We start from the raw sequence: 22,392 nt of genomic DNA, 5'->3' as shown, positions 1-22,392 counted from the left end.
TTGTTTTTTGTCCGAGAATTGTCAGGCAAAGTTAACGCTTGGTTAATCAAAGTCAGAAAATTCCTACAAAGTAAAAATGCTCTGATCCCTTGCCTGACGGGGCGTGCAGTTAGTTTGCTATACCTACTTATAGGTATTGGTATAATAAACCATACATACACCTATTGATCATTATGCATTCAAATTATGTATCTTTCTGTTTTTACAGTATTTTATCTTCTGGACCTGAACTCGCCTTTTCGAGGGGCTTTTCGATGTTCACTTTAACGGCAAACTTGGTGGCTAAGGTGTGTAGTTCTGGGAGCATTCGATAGATCAAATGCAACTGCTGTAGGACCATCCTGACAGAGCTTTCGTCCTCTTCTCTCCACTCACTTAAACGTTTATCAAGCTCAGGATCGTAAGCATTTTTGACTTCGCAGTGCTCACGATGAGAATAAAGCTGATCGTTCAGTGCATCTAGGTGTTCGTGTATTACTCTATGGGCGTCTAACACAAGCTTGTGCGTCGCTTCATCATCGATACGCGTTCTGTGAGCACCCAACGCAGAGATATAGCTCAGTAATGCGTGGTTTAGAGTAAGAAAACGGAAACTTTCGTCTTCAGACGTTCGATACTTGCCGGGCTCAACCAGCATGCTACTGATAGCGACAGTCAGGTTGGCATCGTTATTGTGCGCACTACGGCGAGAAATGCGGTAATTGAGTGTGTCTTTTTTGCCTACACGATATTGGCCAATGATCTGAGCCAGATAATTCTTGTTTGAATCAAGGGCGTCCGCCATTACCTTGTGCAGTCGTTTCGATTGCCAGTCAGGTAAAATGTAAATCACAGCTAAAACCGCAAGTGCACAGCCAATGAAGGTATCCGCTAGCCTTGGTAGTACCACGGCATAACCTTCGCCGAGCTGATTGAAACAGAACAACACCAGCAAGGTGATAAAGCCGGTTGCGAAGCCGTAGTTGTTTATACGGAATGCAAAGAACATCACGCCACTGATGACAATAAAGACCAACTGGCTCTCTTGAGAGGGGAAGAAGGTCAGTAGCGGAACCCCAATCAACAAACCAGCCACTGTGCCAATCACACGGGCCGTTAGCTTTTGTCGCGTGGCACTGTAGTTGGGCTGACATACGAACAGTGTTGTTAGCAAGATCCAATAGCCACGTTCGATATCAAAACCTTGAATAATGCCGTAACCGAGCGTCAGCGTGACGGCCATACGTATTGCGTGGCGAAACAGCATTGAGTCGGTGTGCAGGTTGGCTCTGATCTTTTGCCACATAGCCGTCAAGGTATGTGGGTTGGTATCATCTAACACACCTTCTTCTAGCTTCTCAGCGTCTGGGTTACTGATATTCGATAGCTGCTTTTCAACGGTTGCCAGGTTGTTGAACAGGTAATCCAATTGGTTCAGTAACGGTTTCCATTCTGGCTTATTTTGCTGATGAAGGTGAGTGAGTGAGGACATCAGCTCATCAAGCGCCAACACAGACTTATCACCATGTTGGTACTCTGCGCCAACCTTAAGTGAACTTGCGACTTCTTTACATGCGGTTGCTTGAGCTTCTAGAAGATACTTAAAGCGGAACAATACATCAGAGCGTTCGAAGTGTTTTGCGAGTTCTTGATAACGGTAATGGGTTGAACTCACACGTTCATGAATGTCTTGTGCGATGAAGTAGGTATTTAAGAATCGGTCACTCGGACCATCGATGTGCCCGCGTTTAGAACGGTTAAGCAGCGTCGCTTTACACATGTTGAGTGCATTCACTGTGCTTGCATTCAGTTTGGCTTCGATAATACGGTGTGGTTGCGGAATAAGGTCAGACACCGGATAGAACAACTCAGCCTTAGAATTCATGTAGGTGCCGATTTGATCAAACACGGTCGCGAGGTTCTGCTGCACAGGTTGCATTGGCCATACAATTTGCCAAATCATTGACATGAAGTAGTACCAAGCCGCGCCTGTTAATAGCAGTAAGGGTTGAAACCATAAGTTGATGCTCTCGTGTGCGCCGAGCATGGTGTAAATAGCGACCAGTAGTGAGCCAAATGCGATGCTGGCGTATTTAGGCCCAATCGCACCAAGCATAATGAACGAAAAAGTCGATGCGAAAAGACCTAATGCGAACAGCCAAGGTGTGTTGAAAAGTAGCTCAATAGAAAAGGCGGCGATCGCAAAACAGATAAAGGTCAAGGTGAGTGCTTTTAGGCGGCCCGTAAAGCTGTCGTCACTTTCAGCCAGTGCAGCAGCGATGACACCTAAAATTAATGGGGTGATCAGTGTGTTTTGTTCATAATACCAAGCTGGAATCACAACACCGAGCAGGGTGATGAGAATTAACACGCTGTAATTTATGGTTTTATTCGCCCAATAAAGGCGTAATTTGGCTGAAAAGTCCACAGTCGCTCACTTGACACACTAAAACCATAATCCTAACAGAAATCAAGCACAAGAATTTGATACTTATCCATAATTGGCCTTAGGTGGTCATGAAAGCGTCGATAAGATGAGAGACATTATTAATTCTCATTGCATCATGATATAAATTCAATATTCCCAATTAAAGAGCACGCTCCAATGCAGCTAAGCGCTAACAAGACTGCACAGTTTTTTATTCAAAATGAATACCATCAGGTTGAACTTGATGGTCCACGTCTATTGTTGTCTTCAGTAGGCAGTGAAGAACGTATTCCGTTTACTATTTGGAGTGGCAAGATCGCGATAAAGCGCGGGTTGTTTTGGGGATCGTTACAGTTCTTTGCTAATCAACAAGATGGCCAACAGCGTAGTTGGTTAGTGCAAGGTTTACCTTGGGATCAATGTCGTCAGTTTGCTCGTGCGTCGGTTGCCGCTTATCAACGTTGGCACGACACTCAATGTGAGCAGCTTGCAGAACATGTCCCTCAATGGGAGGCTGAACTCACGCGCCTTGAGCAACTTCCAGCTTTCCTTCCTCACTCTAAAGTGAACATCTGGGTCGACATGGTCAACTCCGGCTTAGAAAACATGAATATGACTTTGGAAGAAGCCGCTCAGCGCATGCCTAAACGTGTTGCGAGAATGCAGCCATGGTTATCTGAAACCGAGATTAAGCAAGCCGACAGAAACCAACAATGGCTAGAGACTGAAAGAAAAAATTGGGAAGTGTTGTTTGCTCAATGTGAGTCGTCTCCGTTGAACTTGTCGCAGCAATATGCGGTGTTGATGAACGATGACCACAACTTGATTCTTGCGGGCGCTGGCTCGGGGAAAACCAGTGTTCTGACTGCGCGTGTCGCGTACTTGTTGCAAAGCCATCAAGCACAAGCTGAAGAGTTATTGTTGCTCGCCTTTGGTCGTGAAGCGGCTCAAGAAATGAAACAGCGTCTTGACAGTAAAATTGGTTTGTCAGCAGAGAAGGTGCAAGTCAATACCTTCCACCAGTTAGGGTTGAAGATCCTGAATCAGGTTGAAACCGAACGTGTTGTTATTTCTCCATTGGCCTTAGATGATAATCAACGCCAAGCGTGGTGTATTGATTGGCTGAAAAAACATTGGATGACGCCAACCAACTTCAAGCGTTGGCAAAAGCACTTATCTAAATGGCCAATCGCTTATCTGACTGGCGATGATGAGCTCGGTAGCCACGTTTCTAATCTGAAATTGATTGGTTGGCTAGAGAAACAGCTTGAGCAGTTGAATGCATCGGGTCTATCAAAGAAAGAAGTACAACAGCAGCTTATCGATCATAGAGACTATACGCGTCTTAATAGTGAATTATCACTGTGTTGGCCTTGTGTGACTGCGTGGCAGAAAGCGTTAAAAGAAGAGAATCATATCGACTTCTCGACCATGATCAGCCGTGCGACTCAATATGTCGAGAAGGGCAAGTTTGTCTCTCCTTGGAAGTTCATCATGATCGATGAATATCAAGATATCTCACCAGACCGTTTAGCATTGGTTGAAGCCTTGTGTAATCAATCTAAAGCCGAGCATCAAGCTTCTATTTTTGCCGTGGGTGATGACTGGCAGTCTATTTATCAATTTGCTGGAGCGGATGTTGATTTAACGACCGGCTTTAAAGACAGATTCGAAAGCTCGACGATCCACCACCTCGATACCACTTATCGATTTAACAATCAGTTAGGTGCGGTTGCCAATCGCTTTGTGCAAGAAAACCCGATTCAATTGCCAAAAGAACTGAACAGCTTTAAGCAACAGAAACAAAAGGCGGTTTACAGTACATCAAGCAAAGATATTGAGAAGATCCTCGATCAGCTGAACAGGCAGGCTAAAGGCAAGCAAAACAAGTCGGTTATGTTGTTGGGCCGTAATCACTATCATAAACCGGAACTATTGGAAGATTGGAAAAAGATCTTCACCTCGATCGACCTGAAATTTATGACTTGCCACGCCTGTAAGGGTAAAGAAGCGGATTTTGTGATTATACTTTGTGTAGACGAAGGTCAATTCCCAGCGAAGAAGAAGCAACTTCATATAGATGGTGCTTTGACGGAATCGTCAGATGTCTTCCCTTATGCTGAAGAGAGACGTTTGTTCTACGTGGCAATGACACGTGCGAAAGAGAAGGTTTGGATTACCCACAGTGGTGATGGCTCAGGCTTCGTACAAGAACTGCATGGTTCAGATTATCCTGTCGTTCGTAAAAAATGAGCCAGAAAAGGTTTCAGAACACTAAGCTTGAGAACACCAAGGTTGAAAACACAGTTAACCAGAGGATGCTGACATGGAACACGGCTCTATCAATTACATAGAATTTCCTGCTCGCGATATTGAGGCAACCAAAACGTTTTTTATTCAAGCGTTTGCTTGGCGCTTTGAAGACTATGGACCTGAGTATTCTGCTTTTGAAGGTAAAGGCTTGATGGGTGGTTTCTATTTGGCGGATTTAGCGTCTAGCGCGGATAATGGTGCTGCACTGATGGTGTTTTACAGTCAAGATCTTGAGCAAACTGAGCGTGATGTTATTGATGCTGGTGGTAAAATTAACCGTGAAATATTTAGCTTTCCCGGTGGGCGACGTTTCCATTTCCTTGAACCGAGTGGCAATGAGATGGCTGTGTGGAGTGATAGATAAGCATCGCTATGAAGCTTAAAAAATTTGGACAAATAAAAGCCTGCGACTAAGCAGGCGTTTTTTATGTTTGATTTCCTATCCGCTAAGAAAGCGAACAGATCAGTCGGCGAAATTAAGGCTTAAGTACGCTCAGCTAGGTATGCTTCGTAGTCTGGGATCTCGATGACCACTTCTTCTTCAAGCAGTGAAGAGTTAAATAAGAAGTTAGCGGTAGCGCGGTTGGTTGCCACTGGGATGTTCCAAACACTTGCGATACGAAGCAATGCTTTTACATCCGGGTCGTGTGGTACTGCATTCAATGGATCCCAGAAGAAAATCATCATATCAATTTTGCCTTCAGAGATAAGCGCACCCAGTTGTTGGTCGCCGCCCATCGGGCCGCTGATCATGCTCTTAATCGCTAAGCCTGTTTCTTTACTTAGTAGAGAACCCGTCGTGCCCGTTGCATAAAGGAAGTGCTTTTGTAGTTTTTCTTTGTTCTCTTTGACCCATCTTAGTAGCTCAGGTTTGAAATGGTCATGAGCGACCAAAGCGATATTCTTATGCGTTGGCATAGTACGCGTTGTTTTTTGCATGAATGTTCCCTAAATGATTGTTTCGTTTTTATTGTTTTGAGTTCTTCAGCCAATATAGCACTAAGGATTCACACTGAATACCGGACGAAACTCAGAAGGTGACAAAGAGTCGGCGATAATCTGATCTTTGAGCGTTGCAGGTGTCAGCGCTTCGATAGTGGGTGCACTGTGTTTCTCGTATGGCTGATCACGCAAATAACTGACGGCCTGTTTAACGGATAATCGGCCTTGTTCAACCATTTTGTCTGTTGGCGCAAACAACACCTTATTACGCAGCAGCCCTCGATAAGTTCCGTGACTCAAATAACTTGAGATCAAACCGATTTCTTTGGTTTTTCCTGCGGCTCTTAATTCACTGATCGCCGCTTCGATTGCGACTGCGCTACCCACAATATATTGAATATCTGGCTGCTCAATGACTTGCTGTACAAGGTTTCTTTGTAGCTCTTTATCGTTATCGGCCCAATAGCTGATTTCAATCTCTACGTCACTTGATTTGATTGCATCATAGAAGCCCACAGCGACTGGTTTTGTGCCTCCGCTAGACTGAGGGCCAAGCAGCAGGGCAATAGGTGTTTTACCAGAACCTTTTGGATGTCGCTTAGCTAGAAACTCACCCACTTGAAATCCCATCTGATGCCAATCGACACCGACTGTCCCTTTAAGAACTTTTTGTTGTTCTTTACTCACAGTGAGTTCGTTTACTGTGGCAAAAACGGGTGTGTTGCCAACCCAATCAGAAAGATTATCGTGATAAGCATCAGGGGATACGGTACCTAAAATAATGGCGTCAGCGCCCCATTGAGTACAAAGCACAAGTTGAGAGGCTTGCTTGCCAATGTTGGGGTATCCGCCTGCTTCTAATACTCTTAATTCAACCTGTTGTTTTTCCGCCTCAGAGACCATACCGTAATTGACCGATAGCCAATACGAGTCTTTAAGGTGTGGGTAAATAGCACAGATTTTCTCTTTCTTAGGTTGAGAGTCGGAAGGCTTTTCTGAGTTTATTGGCTCACTGGCATGCGCCGACGAAGCCATGATAGCCAGTAACGAAAGAAGACATTTAGAAGCAAAGGGTTTAGATAGCATGAATTGCCGTTTTATTGGTTTTAGATAAGAAACACTGCAAAATATAGCGTATTCTGCATGGGTAAAGAAGAACGTTTTTAAGGTTAAGGGTTTATGTTGTTAGCCACAGCAAGTATTGGACGCAAGCTACTGGCCTCATTTTTAGTGATGGCGTTGCTGGTCCTTTTGTCTGCATTGATTGGTGTTTCTGGATTCAGTTTCGTAGCAAAAACAGAGAGAAACGTTGTTGACTCAGCGTTACCCGCGATGATTGAAGCTCGTCAGGTTTCTGAATTGAGTAATCGTATTATATCGTCTGTGCAAACCCTCTCTAGCGCGAGAAACGAAGCCGAAAGAAAGGAAGCCGGTACGATACTGTTTGACCAACTTGAATCGCTTCTTCAACACATCAAAGATTTGGGTGTGGATAGCTTCGACTCTAAGCTGCTGCATAAACTTGAAAACAATGTTCAAAGCGTTATTAATACATTGGCTGAGCTAGGGGTTTCCGTTGAGCGCAAGCTTTGGCTGACCAAGGAGCTTTCGTCACGCGTAGAAGAGATGCGTTTGCTTGCTGAAGAACTTGAACAGTTAACCCGCACACAAGTTTTGAACACAGCCACCATTGCGGTTGCCAATGTCACTCATATCTATGACCTGCTAGAAACCAAAGAAACAGACAAGGCTTATCAAGCGCTAGATGCGTTGGTTGAAGTCGATCTTGATCTGTCAGAACGCCTGCACGAATTGCATCTGTTGGCCTTTAAAATGCTCAATCAAATCGAAGAAACTCAGACCGTAACTAACGTTGAGCGTATTCACCAAATTCAAACGGAATTCGAGGCGAATCTCAGAATCATGGCGCGTCGTGTTAAAGCCGTGGAAGATCCGACTCGTTCCGCTCAAATGTCTCAACTTCTTGATGAATTACAACGACGTAAGGTCGTGTTTGATATCTCTCTAGAGCAGTATGAAAACACGCAAAAGTCGGAATTCTTAATGCAGAATACTTTGCAGCTATTCTCCGAACTCAACACCACCGTCAATCAGCTTGTTGATGACTCGAACTTGAGCACAAAAAAGGCAGTTGATGAGCTAACGTCAACCTTGAACTTGGCTCAATGGTCGCTATCGGTTATCTCAATTGTGGGCCTGATTATCGTGGCGTTTATTGTGTGGCGAGTGGTTTACATCTCCGTAGTTAAACGCTTAGGTGAGTATTCGATTGCCCTGATGTCGATTGCACAAGGGCGACTTAATATCGACATTTCCGTTAAGGGTAACGATGAGCTCGCACACATGGGTGAAGCGATTATTACGGCGAGAAACACAGCTCAAGCTCTGCAAGTGGTCGCGGTTGGTGAAGCCAAAGCAAAACGAGAACTTGAAGAACATAAAGAACACCTTGAAGAGTTGATCACTGAGCGTACTTACCAGTTACAAGACATCAACGAGAAGTTGAATGTTGAAGTCGGGAACCACGCTAAAGCTCGCAGTGCCGCTGAGCAAGCAAGCCGTGCGAAATCTGCTTTCCTGGCAACCATGAGCCATGAAATTAGAACGCCAATGAACGGGGTGTTAGGTACCGCACGACTGCTTAAAGACACAGGGTTAGATCCTTTGCAGTCGGGCTATGCAGACATCATTAACCGCAGTGGTAAGAACTTGCTGGCGATTCTGAATGATGTACTCGATTATTCAAAAATTGAGGCAGGGCATCTTGAGATTCGTGTTGCTTCCTTCGACTTGCATCAGATGGTTCAAGATACCTATCAACTAATGGAAGGTCGCGCCGCTGAGAAGAAGCTAGACTTTAACTTCCATATCGAAAGTGATGTTCACCGTTATTGGCGTGGCGACGTAACTCGAATCAGCCAGATCTTGAATAATCTTGTCGGCAATGCCATCAAGTTTACCGACAGTGGCGCTGTTGATATCTTCATAAGTTTGGATGTTGAAGATGAAAATCGCGTTATGTTTGAGGTGTCAGATACCGGCGTTGGTATCCATGAAGCTGAACAGAAGTGCCTGTTCGATGCATTTAGCCAAACTGATAGCGGTCGCAATAAAACGGGTGGCACAGGGCTAGGCCTAGCAATCAGTAAAAGCATTATGTTGGCAATGAATGGCGATATTGGTGTTCACTCAGAAGAAGGAGATGGCAGTCAATTTTGGTTCTCTTTACCGCTACAAGTGGGTGAGAAGATTGAAACCAAAGTTGTGGCTATTGAAACCTGTATTCGCGCCAAGGTATTGTTAATTGAAGATAATCCGGTTAACTGCATTGTTGCGGAAGGATTCTTACATAACTTAGGGCATGAGGTTGTCATCGCGACTACGGGCCAAGAAGCTCGGACCATTTTTAGCGAACAAGCCTTCGACATTGCGTTGGTCGATATTAACCTTCCTGACTGCGATGGCGTGGAGTTAATCCAACAACTGAAAGACATAGTTGTGATGTCATCAGGTGTTCCAGAGCAGTACGCGCCGCCAATGGTTGCGGTATCGGCTCATGTGTTCAATGAGGAAGTTGAAAACTATTTAGCGTCTGGGTTTGATGGTTTTTTACCTAAGCCGTTAGAAAAAGAGGCACTTGCTCAACTCATTGTGACTCAGCTTGATGGCAAAACTTTGCTATTATCACAACCTGATCCAAACGACTCGATATGTAGTCAAAACAACAAGCCTCAACGCAATAAAGGTAACGAGTTGTATTCATCTCAGATGGCGAGTGTCGTCTCTGATCTGGCCATCAAGGCTCCGCAAACTGAAGACGAAGGAGAGACTCCTGTGAAATTGATTGATTCCAATGTCATCAAAGGTGACTTGTCTATTCTTGGCTTAGACAAGATGAAGCAGATTGTGGGACTGTTTGAAGAGAGTAGCCGAGTGACTTTAAGCGAAATGGTCGAAGCGAGTGATTCGGACAATGGACGTGAAGTGAAGTCTCTCGCTCATAAACTGAAAGGTTCCGCAGGCAGTTTAGGTTTGTTGCAACTTTACAATGCTTGCCAAGTGATAGAGGCGAGCAGCGATCCATTAGGTGAATACCGAGGCAAAGATAGCGAGCTGTCGACGTTGGTTCAAGAGTCGCTTGAGGCGTTACAAGAGCAGTTCTAAAAACAAACCTTAGGTTGCGACAGAAACGTATCGTGAGCTAGAAGCCAAAAGTCACAACATAAAAAAGCAGCCAATTTCTTCGTTTTTGTATGAAAGAATGGGCTGCTTTTTCGTTATGGGGCTTGGTTGAATACAACTGTCACTGATTCGCTTTAAATCATCTTGATGTGTCCAGCGGCTTTGATCTTCACGTGAACCATGTTGCCTTGAAGATAACTTAGCGGGATCTCGCTACGTTCAATAATGGCTACGTTGTCGCTGCATGCGCCAGCCTCAACCGCCATTTGCTTGGATTGTTCTTCTAAGCCCTTTAAGGTTTGCTCTCGAGAAGCCGGATCAATCGATACGATTTTATCGAACTGACCTGATATTTCACCCAGCGCAACACCAATCGCATTAGCCACTTCAAAGTGTTCAGGGCGAACCACTTGGCTTACGCCTTCAAAGTGGTCGGGGAATAGGGCACTGCCACCACCAACCATGATCACCGGAACACTCGCTGCAGAAGTCTTCATCTTATCGATGCCTTCCTCTACGTCAGTCACCATTTGTTGATAAACCTGACTTGCTTGCTCGGTCGAGATACCAATCTCATCACTTAGCTGATGCTCTGCTTGCCACTGCAATTGACCTGTTTTGAGTGCGATGTCGGTTAACGTAAGTTCATCACCACCAAAGCTGCGTGCCGTTTGCGTTAAGGTATGGCCAACACTTTCTGGCCCTAACTGGGTACGCTCTTGTTCAAAACGAACTTTGGTGCCACCACCAATCGCTAGCGCTAGGATGTCAGGCATGCGGAAGTTGGTTCTCACTTCGCCAATTTCTACCGCTAAGCTCGATTCTCTTGGGTAACCATGGGTGAGCACACCAATATCAGACGTAGTACCGCCTACATCGACCACAATCGCGTCTTTGAGCTTAGTTAGGTGACTAGCTCCACGAATCGAGTTTGTTGGCCCACAAGCCACGGTGAGAATCGGGTACATCAACGCGAACTGCTGCGACATTAAGGTTCCATCGTTCTGACCGAAGTATGGTGTGGTGTGAATCTCATGGTTCACTAACGCATTGCAGAAACCATCAACGAATCGCTTTGCTGTGCCTTGTAAGGCTGCGTTCAGAATCGTGGCGTTTTCACGTTCTAGAAGCCCTAAGCTGCCGACTTTATGGGAGAGCGATAGGTTCACGCCCGGAAGCTCTTGTTGAATCCATTCTGCGGCTTGCAGCTCTTGGTCGCCATTAACGGGTGAGAACACGCCGCATATGGCAATTGAATCGACGTGGCCTTTCATTTTCTGACAAAGCTCGCGGATCTCAGACTCTTGAATGTCGGCAATCAATTGGCCATCGTATTCATAGCCGCCGTGTGCTTGGTAGAAGTGTTCACCAAGCAGGTTTTGCCACGCTTCACTCCAACCACAAAGGGGCGGGACGCTGTCACCACTCGGAAGGGCTAAACGAATCATACCGACTCTGTCTAAGCCTTTCCTTTCAACGATTGCATTGGTGCACTGCGTGGTACCAAGCATCGCGTGTTTTACTTGCTTACCATCAATGTTTGCTTGGCTTAGTAGCGCAGAGATCGCGTTATCAATACCCGTTGAAATATCATGTGTGGTTGCGGTTTTTACTTTGGCAATCACATTTAAGTCTGCGTCGAGCAACACACCATCGGTATTCGTGCCACCAACGTCAATGCCTAAACGGCAGTAATCAAGTGTAATGTTTGTCATGCTACTACCTCTTCAATGCAGACTTTAATTGTTCAATGGTTTGGTATTCGACGGTGTAGCCAAAGTAACCTGGTCCTGCGACTTCGATGCCTTTGTCAGTGCGCCATTTTGGGTCGCAAGGGTAGGCGATAAGGTCGATGCGTTGTCCGTAACGAAGCTGTTCGGTTGTGATTGGCTTACCAGTTTCGTGATCTAATATCGAGATTAGGTCTGGTGTTGAAGCCAGCAGGTTCTCTTGGTTCATGTCTGCGCGGCTTGTGCCTTTATGCGCCAGAAGCAATTCGTTTTGGAACTGTACGAATACGTTATCCACGCCAGTATCTTCAAACTGAGCCAGTTTCTCGATCACGACACCACCAGTAGCAAAGCCGCCATCGGTTTCGCGCTGAATATCAACAATCTTGCCACTGATGATGGTATGGCCGCCGACAATGTCTAATACGGCCTGGGCGCCACTTTGATTGTTGTCATTCGCCAGTCTAATCGCTTCACCAATCTTCATTGCTTGAGTCAGTGTTGCAGGCAGTGCGCTGCGCTTTAGGCTTTTACCGTTCATTGGGTAGTCACACATTGCTGCCGAGCCGCCCATTTGTTCTGTAATCGGTCTAGCAAACTTTTCAGACCAAATACCGTCTATCGGATAAAGGGTGACCACATTGCCACGCTCGTCGGCCAATGTGTTGGGTGCTGAAGGCAAACCGTCGAGGAAGAAGGTAACCATTTGCGCTTCAGGAAACGCACGTCCCATTGCATCACAGTCAATTACAGGAATGTTCTTTTGCGCTGCAACGAGAATTGGAATCAGTGAGTTAAAGCCGCCCACTTCGATAGGGAATGTTGCCGCTACCTCAGTACCAAGTGCTTTTTCCATCGCTTCGAATGCAACCAGCATTTGATCTTTTGAGTTGAGTTTTTCTACTGCGACGGTTGGCGCGCCAATCATAGAAGAGGGCACTGTCATCCAATCGTCTTGCACTTCTTCCAGAGGAATCATGCGCACAGGTTGTTTTGCTGTTGCGATAGCGACTTTCGCCATCAATGCTCCGCTGTATGGGTCACCGCCGCCGCCCGTACCTAATACAGTGGCACCAAGCGCGATATCATCAATCATTTGTTCAGTAATAATCACAACTACTATTCCTTATCACTTGAAGGAGAAAGCTTCATTAGGGCTAGGTAAATACCGCCAGCTGCAAGAATGCCGTCTAATGCCGAGATGCTGGTTAATGAAAACAGGTTAAAAAACTCTGGTGCGGTACAGGCGCTGAATGCAGTACCAAATGCCCAAGAAGCTAGGCCTTTAAACATCCAAGCTGGAACCTGTTGGATGTTCTCAAAGCTCATCTTTGTTGAATCTAAAACGTAGTATTGAACGATGTAGACACCCGCAGCAGGCGCAATGGTCACGCTCAGTAGCATTAAGAAGTCGGTAAACTTGTTCACCATGCCGAGTTGAGCAATGCCAATGCCGACGATGGTCATGATCACAACCAGAACAGGGCGAGGAATTTTAGGCAGCACCATCGACATGCATAAGCCACCGGAAGTCAGGTTGCTACTGTTGGTCGTCCATTGAGCAAACACCAGAACGATGATGGCAGCCATACCTAAACCAAGTGTGAAGAAGACTTCAACGAGGTCGTCGGTGCCGGTCATTTTGGTCAGGATCAATGCGATAAGAATGATGGCACTGTTGCCAACTAGAAAGCCGATACCAGCTCCTAGAATCGCGTCGCGACGGGTTTTGGCGTAACGAGCAATATCAGGTGCGGCAACTGCTGCAAGAATCCAGATAGACATAACGAAAGAGATGGCTTGACCAAGAGTTAGAGGATCTTCAATGGTGGGTGCTGCGCCGCCTTGGTAGTCGGCAGCCATGAACAAGCCAATCGTAATCAGAGTTACCATAAGAGGAACAGAATAGGTGCTGAGTTTACCCAAGGCACGAACGCCATAGATGGCGGTCATCATCATTAACACGCTGCCGCCAATCAGAGCGGTTAGGTGAGAAATAACGATGTCGTATTTCGCCAGAGCATCGACCATGATGAAAGCGAAGAAGTCAGCTTGGAAAGCGAACCAGCCAACTAACGAGATGCCATTGATGAAACCAAGAATCTTACCGCCGTTACGGCCAAACACTGCGCTACTCACGAGTGGGGTCGAGACACCCGCTTGAAAACCAATGTTGGCGCACAACATCGCAATCACTGCGAGTAAGCCTGAGCCGATAAACGTAGCAAGCAATGCGTCCTCAAAGCCAATCCCACTGCTCAGAATTGAACCTAAAAACAAGCCTGAGATATCGATGCCGATAGCCAACCAGATAAGGCTGATCACCCACCAAGAGCGCTTGGCTTTCTCGGGAACGGGCTCCAACTCGAAGTCATCTATCTTTTTGTGGCTGCGTGTTGCTTCGGGTTTATTCATGTAAGCTTCTGTCGCCATAGCGCCATCCGCGCATTGTTATTCCAAAAGTGTGAATAAAGCATACTGATGTATTTATTGTTAATAAATGAATATAATCAGATGTAAACATAACAAAATCCAAATGTGAGTGGCAAAGTGAACCCAAACAATAAGTTAGATAAAAGAGACCTACGAAGATTAGAACTTTTTTGTGAAATTGTTGAGCAGGGAGGCATCAATCAAGCGGTCGCGAGCACCGGAATTAGCCAACCTGTGCTGAGTAATCAACTTATTGCCTTGGAAAAAAGCTTAGAATTAACATTATGCCAACGTGGTCGGCGTGGTTTTAAGCTCACCCATGAAGGTGAGCAAGTGTATAAATATGCGAACCAACTAAAATCAACATTAACCGACTTTGCTTACAAGTTGCGAGGCGTACAGACCGAACTCTCTGGACATGTACGAATCGGCTGTTTGGACAACACGGTGACTTTACCCTACAACCCACTTCCAAAAGCGATTGAGACATTTTACCAACGCAGTAACAGTGTTGAGGTGAGTGTTGATGTGGGCGATTTCACCCAGTTGAATGAGAAGCTGGCAAAGAACCAGATAGATATGATGATCGTCGTTCTGGGGTCACATCAAAAATCAGCCTTTCAACATAAATACCCACTGTTTGAAGAGCACAGTTATTTATATGCGCGTAAAGATCTGGCCGAGAAGATCATGGACAACGATTTTTCCCTTGATGGCTGTCGTATCAACATGGGCGGCTATGCCAAAGATGAGATGTTTCGATTGCTCAATATTGAACAGTACGATTCGGTAAAGCCTTTTGATGGCTGGCATGTCGAGTCGGGCGTAATTCTAACGCTGGCAGGAACGCACTTGAGTTTCCTGCCTTCCCACTTAATCGATCGTGGTCACTATGATCAGGCTTTGATACCGCTTCAACCGGAGAAGTGGAGCTTGAAAAGTCAGTTCTATCTGGTGTTAAAGCAGCCTTTGGATTCTCTTTCTCCTGCCGCTCGTGCGTTTTTTGATGAGTTAAACCCACAGGAAAGTCCAGATTCAATCTAGAGATCTTTCAGATTCTAAATAGCACTTAAGATTCTTCCCCATATACAAAAAATCCTCTGCCAAGACAGAGGATTTTTGCTTTTATGCTTTATGAGTGAGAATTAACGGTTCTCGAAGCGATTGTAATCTAACAGGCCGAACTCAATCGGTTGGTTTTGTCGATACCAGCGATGAACACGGTCACTGAATGGCCAGAATTCAGGAGAGCTGCGTCGCACTGCAAACTTATCAAGTAACGCCACGTAGTCTTCTTTTGTGTTCAACCTCTGTAGCATTTTAACTAGAGCCGGAATCTCGCTCTCGGTTAATGATAGGTAAGCCGCTGGGTAGCTGCCCACAACGCCACGGACGAGCGTTAAGTCGTCGTTGGCGTAATCACGGTTACCTTCTTCATTAAACAAGCTCGAAATGTTGCTGTGAGCGTTGTTGTGAATCATGGTGAACAGTTGATCTTCGCCATTTTCGCCTTCAATCATGATCATTACTAATTGAGGAACATGACGTAGGCCTTCGCCTTTAATCAAACTCACTTGATTCAGCAGTGCTTCGTTCTTCTTACCAAAACCCGTGTCGACAATATCAAAACGGTTATCGAGAATAGGCTCGAGTTTATCTTTGATCATATTCAACAGTTCACGCTTAGGATCGGCTGTTTTGTAAACCACACTGGTAGGCTGATCAAAAGGTGCAATGTTTCGCTGTAAGTAGTCGCTCAGTTGTGCGCTTTGGTTTTGGTACCAACTTGAGTGTTCGATGTGGCGAACGTCTTTAGGAAGAAGGGTTAAGAAGTTACTTTCACCTTCAAGACGCAAGAAATCCATAAACATACGAGTCATCAGCTGGTGGCCAAAGTTACCGTAAACATCGAAGCCCGCAACGAGAAGGTAATGAATACGTTCTAGAAGGGCATAATCAAGAATCCACGCAGTCTTAGGTTGTGTGCCAACTAACCCTTGTACAACAGATGCGCTATCGAAGTGCCTAAAGACGGTGAGAGCAGCATTCTGGTTGATGCCATCGCCATCCCAAATGATGCCCGTGTCTAGGTTTACACCACTCTCAAACCACTGGTTGGTGAAGTCTGATTTCGCGTTTAGGTATCGCGCTTGTTGCTTCGCGTATCTTACCCAGTGCGTCACTGGAACCGTGTTGCTTTTTAGTTCGCTAGGTAGCTTTAAGTTTTTCTTTTGGCTTGCGTAGAAGGCGTTAATTTCTGGTACATCGGCTTTCTCTGGGTCGATGAAGAAAACCCAAAAACGGTCGTTAATCACGTTCAAGGCAAGTTGACCACGACACACCGGTCCTTTGATATAGGCCATGATGGTGTTCTGTGCGTTATCCAACATGAAGTTAAATCGAGAGTTCACCGGTAGGGCTTCAAACGAGGTCATTGGGTTCGCGGCAACATCAATCTTGTAGCTAGGTAACTGTTTTACTTCATAATCTGCATCAACAAACCATGTCTTCCATTTCTGTAAGCGCTCTTTGTTTAGAGCAAATGGCATGTGTGTCTTGTCGACAATCGTGCCTTGTTCGGGAATGAGTCGGTAGTAAACACGGTCAACCTTTGGATCACTGTAAGGACGGCGAGTGCTGATACGTTCTACGGCTTGACCTGGAGGGGTTGCTGAGCGAACGATTGAAAAGAAACGTATCGGTTGCTCTAGCTCTGAGAAATAGACATGCGACAAAAACAGGTGCTCATAGATGTAACGAGCTGAAAGTTGGCTTTTAAGGTCGCTTTTGTTGAGAAGATCTTCATAGATAGTGACCAGCTCTTGTTCACTTTCATTGAGTGGGATGTGGTCATTCATGAGCGCGCCATTTTCCAGCCAGCTCATCAATGTTGCGTACTCCGTTTTGTCCAAATTAGGCATCCCATAAGGCATTCCCCAAGTCGGATAGTCTCTTTCATATTGAGCATATTCTTCGATGGTCGGACACTGTTGGTCACGGTCGGTTGAAAAATCGAAACCTTCGAGCTGAGTTTGATCGGGAAGAGGGTGGTTCTCTTTCTGAATCAACATTCGAGATACAAGACCCGCATCGAGGTTAGCGGTAGGAGTTTGAATTCGCTCGTTGAGTACCGGATGAAAATCAGCTTCACGCCATTCTTGCGTGGTTATCGCATCTTCAAAGAGGCGAGTCGGGGCAGAAGCCGTCAAACGTGTGCCTTGGTAAACCAGTACCTTGCTTGCACCACGGTCGATTCCTTCCACAGAAGACATCTTTAACTGGCAGGGCGCGTCGTAGCAGGCGTGGCAAACCACACATCGGTTATCAATGATGGGCTTTACTTCATCAATGAAGTGCTGGGCTTGAGCTGAAAGAATCGGCGCTTGGCGATCACGTACTTGTGGCTTACCAAACAGCTCGTCAAAGTTTAAGCCCGCGTACACGGCACAACCTGAGAAGACGCTAACTAAAGCTAAAATGAAGAGTTTTTTCAAATTCATACGTATTTAAATATTAGGTATTTTCTATAATTATATCGAAAATGATTGAAAATGCTCATGTTCTAACAATTTTGTAGACAAGATATTGATAGGACGGTGTGACTGGTTGTGTGAACCCTTTACTCAGATCAGGATATAGAAAGCTTAGCCAAGGCTATTGATTGACGTAGCAAACCGAGAAAGGGACAGACAATCGTTCAAATTCTTTGATCCATCGCCACTGGTTATCTTGCAATTTATCTCCTGGCCCTTTGACTTCAATCCAATGAAATTCATCGTTCTTGAACGCAATCAAATCCGGCATCCCGGTTCGGAATAGTTTTAGGTCACTCAATATCACCTTGAAGAGGTCGACAACTAGTGCATTTGGAATTGAATTCAAACTATGTTCGATGAGCGACTTAGGGAAATGACTCCAATGAACGAAGGGATTAGCGATACCGTTTTTTTGGTCGTAGATATCAAGCAATTGGTTGAGCCCGTGTTTGTATAGGGTTTGGAAAACGGCTTCGATCTGCTCTGCTCGTTTGTCTACGAAATCTGAGTGGTACAGATCCAGCGGTCGATGTTGGTAACGGTTGATAAAAGCCCCTTCGACATCTGCGAAAATCACCTCCCAGAAAGCCAAACCAAACAAGCCACATAGAAAACTGTTTTCTGAGAAGTAGACATCCCAACCTTGGCTTTCAAAGTGTTGCTTTACCGCAAGTTCGACTCGCATTTGGCTTAGGTCTAACTCCAGTTTTATCTGCGTACAACTTGGTTTTGAAGCGCGTGGCACTTTGTGGCCTTTCTTTGTAGATAACATTTGCTTGCGAAATAGCCTCTGATCAAGCTTAGCGGCGACCTCTAACTCTGATACATCCGATGGATTCGCTTTCATTTGCGTGACAATGTCACACATCAAGTCTAACTCGTCTTGCTTGTCATAGATGCGTGCAAGTCGCTCTCTGCTCGGAGGAAGTACAGATTGTTTGAACCAAAAGATAGCTTGATCGTTTTGGTTGAGCCTTTCTAGATCGCGAGCGATGTCGTTGATCAAGCGCGATCGTTTTCTGGCAATACTTCTGTGTTCCGATTCAGCGGGTATCGATTGCAAAAGGAGTTCAAGAAACTCTGGGTCTTTACGGTCGCCCTCAGAATATTGGCGTTGAATATCACGCATCTGAAGCAATTGATTGAGCTGTTCTCTAGAGGTGAAGAAACGACGATGTTTGCTTAACGGGTAGTTTTCGAAGGTGTTGAGTCCAAGATCACTAAGAACGAATTGGCTTAGGTCTTGATAAGTATTAGCAAAAAACAGTAATAGCAAGACATCAATAACTTCAGATTCGACAACGTAAATACAATCGAATGCTAGGGTTTGGTACTGATCAAAAGGTTGATGATCGAGTAAAGCCAAGAGTTCGTCTTTCTTCGCTGTTTTATTGTTCTTAAGATGCGGGAATGCGCTCAACAGCTCTGGTTTAGTGAGTAGATGCAATCCTAATTCAAGATCACTAATGACGAGGTTATATTGTTCAGTTAGGTGACTTAACGCAATGAAGCTCGATGCGTTTAGCTCTTGCAGGGCGCTTTTTAGATCTGGAATCTCAACATAATTGAGTTTATCACTTCGAAACCAACAGCCCTTGCGAGAAAGTAAACGAACCATTAGACACTGGCTTGCAACTGAAAGACGTTTGTATTCAGACAACCAACGGCATTCATCGTCACTCAGAAGATCGGGGTAGAGCGTTTGAGCGTGTTCAATCAGTCGATTGAAGTTGTCGAGATAATAAGTAGGGGAGAGCTGAGGAGTGGTTTCTATCGTCAATGGGTTAGTCGCTTGATACAAAAAGAGCCTAACCCTAAGGTTAAGCTCTTCAGTAACAAATTCAATCTTTTCTGACGATTAAGCTTGAGATGCTTTTAGTTCAGACACTTTAGCTTCAGAGATTGGCTTAGTGATGATTGCTAGAACAATACACACTGCCATCATAGCTGCAGAGATTGTGTAAGCTAGGCCGTAACCTTCGCCATTTGTCATTGAGTAACCAACAACCGCTGCGCCGATAGCACCGCCGATACCCCATGCCGTGTATAGCACGCCGTAGTTAGTACCGTAGTTTTTCAGGCCGTAGAACTCAGCAGTTAGTGTTGGGAATACTGCTAGAAGCGTACCGTAACCAACAGCTGCGATAGCCGTACCAATGATTAGCGTGAATTCAGAGTTGAACGTAGCGAATAGAGCCATGTTCGCGCCTTGAAGGATGAACGCTAGAAGTAGAGTACGTACGCCACCGATTTTATCTGCAAGCATACCCGCAGCAACACGGCCGCCTGAGTTGAATACAGCAAGAATAGACGCTAGGTAAACTGCGTTTGGCAGGTTCGCTTGAACGCTAGCAATCGTAGTGATGTTACCGATGATCATAAGACCAACAGAAGCAGCAAATGCGTACATGATCCATAGAGAGTAGAACTGAGGAGTCTTCAGCATTACTTTCCAAGTTAGGTCTTCAGTCTTCTTAACCGCTTTAGGTGCTTGGCCTTCTTTTACTTTAGGCTCAGCTGGCGTGTAATCCGCTGGTGGGTTGTTGATCGTTGCTGCTAGAGGTACTGCAATTGCAAGTACACCAACACCAAGAATCATAAAGCTTGTTTGGATACCCATGCTATCGATAAGCGCAGAAGTTAGTGGTGCTAGGTAAATAGCAGCAAGACCGAAGCCTGCAGCGATTAGACCGTTAACCATACCTTTCTTAGAAGAATGGAACCATTTCATTGCTGATGGAGAAAGACATGCGTAACCGAAGCCGATACCAGCACCTGTCATCACACCAAACGTTAGGTTTAGCATCATAGGAGTCGTAGCGAAACCAGAAGCGATCATACCAAGGCCAGTAAGCGCTGTACCTAGGATAAGGATCTTACGTGGACCCATACGGTCTTGTAGGATGCCTGCAACAAGAAGACAAACAGAGAATGTGATAGTTGCAATAGCGTAAGGTGAAGATGCTTCAGCAGCACTCCAACCAGCTTCAGTGACTAGCGCCTTGTTAAATACACTCCAAGCATACAGGATGCCAAGACAAAGGTTGATACAGAAGCCTGCTAGCAGGATACGTGATGCTTTATCAATCTTGCTCATTTTTATTCTCAGTTTTGTCGTTGGTCAGTGGTGAGCCACTTAACTAAAGACGGGTTATTGTGATTGTTTCTTCAAAATTAGTTTGCGTTTATCAACAGACAGCGCAAAAGAGCGCGGATTATAACCAATAAAAATGTGATTGGAATCTCTTTTTCCATTTTTGGTAAATAAACTCAAACTTGTTAATGGGTTGTTTTTTATTGGTTTTGCAATTGTATTTAATACCTTTCTATTTTGTTCTTTTTCACGTGACGGGCTTATTTTTTAAGGGATTCTTCAATAAGTATTTCTGAATGGCCACGTATTCCGTGCGGATATCACAGAGTTACGAATTATTTTAAATATTTTCTAAGGTTAATTTTGTGTAACAAAATAAATCAAAATAGAGCTTTGTCCATATGAGACAAGGAGTAACGGAGTTTTATGAAAAACAAAATGTTAACCAGTTGTTAATAGTGGTTTTTGATAGCACTTTTGCTTACATTTTGTTCGATCGAAGGGGTTGTGTTGTTGAGAAAAAGTGGGAAAATAGTACGCAAACTGAGATTCCAAATTTGAAAGGATGCGTTTCCAACTTATGGCGAGGCGAGTATTATGAAACTGTTTTTAATTCTATTGATGTCAATTTCTGGTGGTTTAGCGGCAGCTGACCATATCCACTCTTTCTTGTTTGGCTTCTATATTGCTGCATTGGCAGTGGGTAGTTGCTATTGGTTAGCTTTCCGTAGCACGCGTTTCCCACAGTTGGCTTTAATGCTATTGATGTGTGGCTTTTTCGCAAAAATTGCAGTGACGGTTGTCGGTGTTTCTTGGGGTATCTCGAACGATATCATTCAATCGCCGTTCATTTTCTCATTGTCATACCTGTTCTTCTTAGTGGTTGTGTCTTACGTTTGGTTTACATACCGCGATAAGTTGATTCTAAAAAAACGCGCTAAGCAGGTAGAAGAGTCTCGCAAGGAAGCAGCAGCTTAATTGCAGTACTAATACAGAATTCTAAAAAGAGCTTTCTTCGGAAGGCTCTTTTTGATCCTGCCTACCTGAACTCTATCTTTGGTTATGACGGCAGATAAAAGAAACCCCAGTATGGCGACATACTGGGGTTTCTTATTATTCGAACGACTCGCTTTTACAAAGAAGGAAGCGTTTACTTCTTCATCAACTTCGCTAGATCGGCGAACGGGTTGTGCGTCGCTGATTGGTGGTCGTCTAAACGAGCCTTGGCATCAACACCGTAACGGTCATGGTCTGTGTATTTTGAGTGTTCATGATCGTGACAGTACAGGCACAATAGTTCCCAGTTACTTCCGTCTTCAGGGTTGTTTGTATGGTCGTGATCGACGTGGTGAACGGTCAGCTCTCTTAAGTTCGAGTAAACAAATTCACGCGCACACTTACCACAAACCCATGGGTACAGTTTTAGTGCTTTTTCGCGGTAGCCTTTCTCTTGGCGAGCGTACGCTGCACTCGAGCCTGTGTAATCAGAAGACATTGCCAAATCCTTATTAATTGTAATCCTCCGATTTTATCACAGCTTTCTTGAAGCTGTAGGAATGTCGTCGCTAAATCATGCTTTGCACTAACCAACGTTGAGTGGGGGCTTGAGCGAGCACTCGTCTTTTATCTAATCCACGTCTTCACGCAGGTTATGTCTTTCTGGAATAAGGCATGCTTAACAGTTTGAAAATAAATCGTATTCAGGGGTTTTAACTCGGAGTCGGTGACCTAATA

The 22,392-nt window shown here is 45.0% G+C and carries 15 protein-coding genes; 5 read left to right on the top strand and 10 right to left on the bottom strand.

The annotated features are described in order from the left end of the window. Positions 1-202: 202 nt before the first annotated feature. Complete coding sequence (gene yccS / locus QUF19_RS17300; RefSeq protein WP_286301455.1) at positions 203-2,407, bottom strand: YccS family putative transporter; 2,205 nt, start codon at positions 2,405-2,407, stop codon at positions 203-205. 177 nt (positions 2,408-2,584) lie between these two features. Between yccS and helD the strand changes: the two genes are divergently transcribed. Both helD and QUF19_RS17290 read left to right on the top strand, forming a co-directional pair. Beyond that, positions 2,585-4,660, top strand: a complete 2,076-nt coding sequence (gene helD, locus QUF19_RS17295; RefSeq protein ID WP_286301453.1) for a DNA helicase IV — start codon at positions 2,585-2,587, stop codon at positions 4,658-4,660. Positions 4,661-4,733: 73 nt separating this feature from the next. Continuing rightward, positions 4,734-5,084, top strand: coding sequence for a VOC family protein (locus tag QUF19_RS17290; protein ID WP_286301451.1), 351 nt, complete (start codon positions 4,734-4,736; stop codon positions 5,082-5,084). A gap of 119 nt (positions 5,085-5,203) precedes the next feature. On the opposite strand, the gene QUF19_RS17285 is transcribed toward QUF19_RS17290, so the two are convergent. Beyond that, positions 5,204-5,659, bottom strand: coding sequence for a methylglyoxal synthase (locus QUF19_RS17285; protein ID WP_017105060.1), 456 nt, complete (start codon positions 5,657-5,659; stop codon positions 5,204-5,206). A 60-nt stretch (positions 5,660-5,719) separates the two neighbouring features. Next, entirely contained in the window at positions 5,720-6,748 is a 1,029-nt protein-coding gene (gene torT, locus QUF19_RS17280) for a TMAO reductase system periplasmic protein TorT (RefSeq protein ID WP_286301450.1), read from the bottom strand. 93 nt (positions 6,749-6,841) lie between these two features. Here torT and torS point away from each other — a divergent pair, with 93 nt between their 5' ends. Further along, positions 6,842-9,847 carry a TMAO reductase system sensor histidine kinase/response regulator TorS gene (gene torS, locus QUF19_RS17275; RefSeq protein WP_286301449.1) on the top strand — a complete coding sequence of 1,002 codons (3,006 nt, stop codon included), beginning with the start codon at positions 6,842-6,844 and terminating at the stop codon, positions 9,845-9,847. A 152-nt stretch (positions 9,848-9,999) separates the two neighbouring features. Here torS and QUF19_RS17270 read toward each other — a convergent pair whose 3' ends face one another. From QUF19_RS17270 to QUF19_RS17260, 3 genes are read right to left on the bottom strand one after another with little or no spacing between them, the layout of a single operon-like run. Beyond that, positions 10,000-11,580 carry a hydantoinase/oxoprolinase N-terminal domain-containing protein gene (locus QUF19_RS17270; RefSeq protein ID WP_286301448.1) on the bottom strand — a complete coding sequence of 527 codons (1,581 nt, stop codon included), beginning with the start codon at positions 11,578-11,580 and terminating at the stop codon, positions 10,000-10,002. A gap of 4 nt (positions 11,581-11,584) precedes the next feature. Continuing rightward, positions 11,585-12,709: an S-methyl thiohydantoin desulfurase family protein gene (locus tag QUF19_RS17265; protein ID WP_286301446.1), complete on the bottom strand. Its 1,125-nt coding sequence runs from the start codon at positions 12,707-12,709 to the stop codon at positions 11,585-11,587. A gap of 5 nt (positions 12,710-12,714) precedes the next feature. Beyond that, positions 12,715-14,010 carry a cytosine permease gene (locus QUF19_RS17260; protein ID WP_286301444.1) on the bottom strand — a complete coding sequence of 432 codons (1,296 nt, stop codon included), beginning with the start codon at positions 14,008-14,010 and terminating at the stop codon, positions 12,715-12,717. Positions 14,011-14,133: 123 nt separating this feature from the next. Between QUF19_RS17260 and QUF19_RS17255 the strand changes: the two genes are divergently transcribed. Continuing rightward, positions 14,134-15,072 (top strand): LysR family transcriptional regulator, encoded by a 939-nt coding sequence (locus tag QUF19_RS17255; RefSeq protein ID WP_286301441.1) that lies wholly within the window; start codon positions 14,134-14,136, stop codon positions 15,070-15,072. Between the two features lie 101 nt (positions 15,073-15,173). On the opposite strand, the gene QUF19_RS17250 is transcribed toward QUF19_RS17255, so the two are convergent. The 3 genes from QUF19_RS17250 to QUF19_RS17240 form a co-directional block, all read right to left on the bottom strand. After that, a complete protein-coding gene (locus QUF19_RS17250) occupies positions 15,174-17,528 on the bottom strand; it encodes a fatty acid cis/trans isomerase (RefSeq protein ID WP_286301439.1) in 2,355 nt (784 codons plus the stop codon). A gap of 154 nt (positions 17,529-17,682) precedes the next feature. Next, positions 17,683-19,365 carry a VRR-NUC domain-containing protein gene (locus QUF19_RS17245; RefSeq protein ID WP_286301437.1) on the bottom strand — a complete coding sequence of 561 codons (1,683 nt, stop codon included), beginning with the start codon at positions 19,363-19,365 and terminating at the stop codon, positions 17,683-17,685. 57 nt (positions 19,366-19,422) lie between these two features. Further along, entirely contained in the window at positions 19,423-20,661 is a 1,239-nt protein-coding gene (locus QUF19_RS17240) for an L-lactate MFS transporter (protein WP_102435811.1), read from the bottom strand. Between the two features lie 594 nt (positions 20,662-21,255). Here QUF19_RS17240 and QUF19_RS17235 point away from each other — a divergent pair. Beyond that, positions 21,256-21,636 carry a hypothetical protein gene (locus QUF19_RS17235; protein WP_017105054.1) on the top strand — a complete coding sequence of 127 codons (381 nt, stop codon included), beginning with the start codon at positions 21,256-21,258 and terminating at the stop codon, positions 21,634-21,636. A 172-nt stretch (positions 21,637-21,808) separates the two neighbouring features. Here the strand turns inward: QUF19_RS17235 and QUF19_RS17230 are convergent, their stop codons facing one another. Then, positions 21,809-22,153 (bottom strand): YajD family HNH nuclease, encoded by a 345-nt coding sequence (locus tag QUF19_RS17230; RefSeq protein ID WP_004730279.1) that lies wholly within the window; start codon positions 22,151-22,153, stop codon positions 21,809-21,811. Between the last annotated feature and the right edge of the window lie 239 nt (positions 22,154-22,392).

It is taken from the genome of Vibrio sp. FE10 (genome assembly GCF_030297155.1).
GTDB lineage: Bacteria > Pseudomonadota > Gammaproteobacteria > Enterobacterales > Vibrionaceae > Vibrio > Vibrio apostichopi.
The sequence above is the reverse complement of the archived record's forward strand: the minus strand, read 5'-3'. Positions and strand labels throughout refer to the sequence as shown.

What these genes read in the sequence shown, in the direction of transcription:
- torT (WP_286301450.1), bottom strand. Translation starts at nt 6,748, where the DNA reads ATGCTATCTAAACCCTTTGCTTCTAAATGTCTTCTTTCGTTACTGGCT.
- QUF19_RS17235 (WP_017105054.1), top strand. Translation starts at nt 21,256, where the DNA reads ATGAAACTGTTTTTAATTCTATTGATGTCAATTTCTGGTGGTTTAGCG.
- QUF19_RS17270 (WP_286301448.1), bottom strand. Translation starts at nt 11,580, where the DNA reads ATGACAAACATTACACTTGATTACTGCCGTTTAGGCATTGACGTTGGT.
- QUF19_RS17250 (WP_286301439.1), bottom strand. Translation starts at nt 17,528, where the DNA reads ATGAATTTGAAAAAACTCTTCATTTTAGCTTTAGTTAGCGTCTTCTCA.
- QUF19_RS17290 (WP_286301451.1), top strand. Translation starts at nt 4,734, where the DNA reads ATGGAACACGGCTCTATCAATTACATAGAATTTCCTGCTCGCGATATT.
- helD (WP_286301453.1), top strand. Translation starts at nt 2,585, where the DNA reads ATGCAGCTAAGCGCTAACAAGACTGCACAGTTTTTTATTCAAAATGAA.
- QUF19_RS17260 (WP_286301444.1), bottom strand. Translation starts at nt 14,010, where the DNA reads ATGAATAAACCCGAAGCAACACGCAGCCACAAAAAGATAGATGACTTC.
- QUF19_RS17230 (WP_004730279.1), bottom strand. Translation starts at nt 22,153, where the DNA reads ATGTCTTCTGATTACACAGGCTCGAGTGCAGCGTACGCTCGCCAAGAG.
- torS (WP_286301449.1), top strand. Translation starts at nt 6,842, where the DNA reads ATGTTGTTAGCCACAGCAAGTATTGGACGCAAGCTACTGGCCTCATTT.
- QUF19_RS17285 (WP_017105060.1), bottom strand. Translation starts at nt 5,659, where the DNA reads ATGCAAAAAACAACGCGTACTATGCCAACGCATAAGAATATCGCTTTG.
- QUF19_RS17240 (WP_102435811.1), bottom strand. Translation starts at nt 20,661, where the DNA reads ATGAGCAAGATTGATAAAGCATCACGTATCCTGCTAGCAGGCTTCTGT.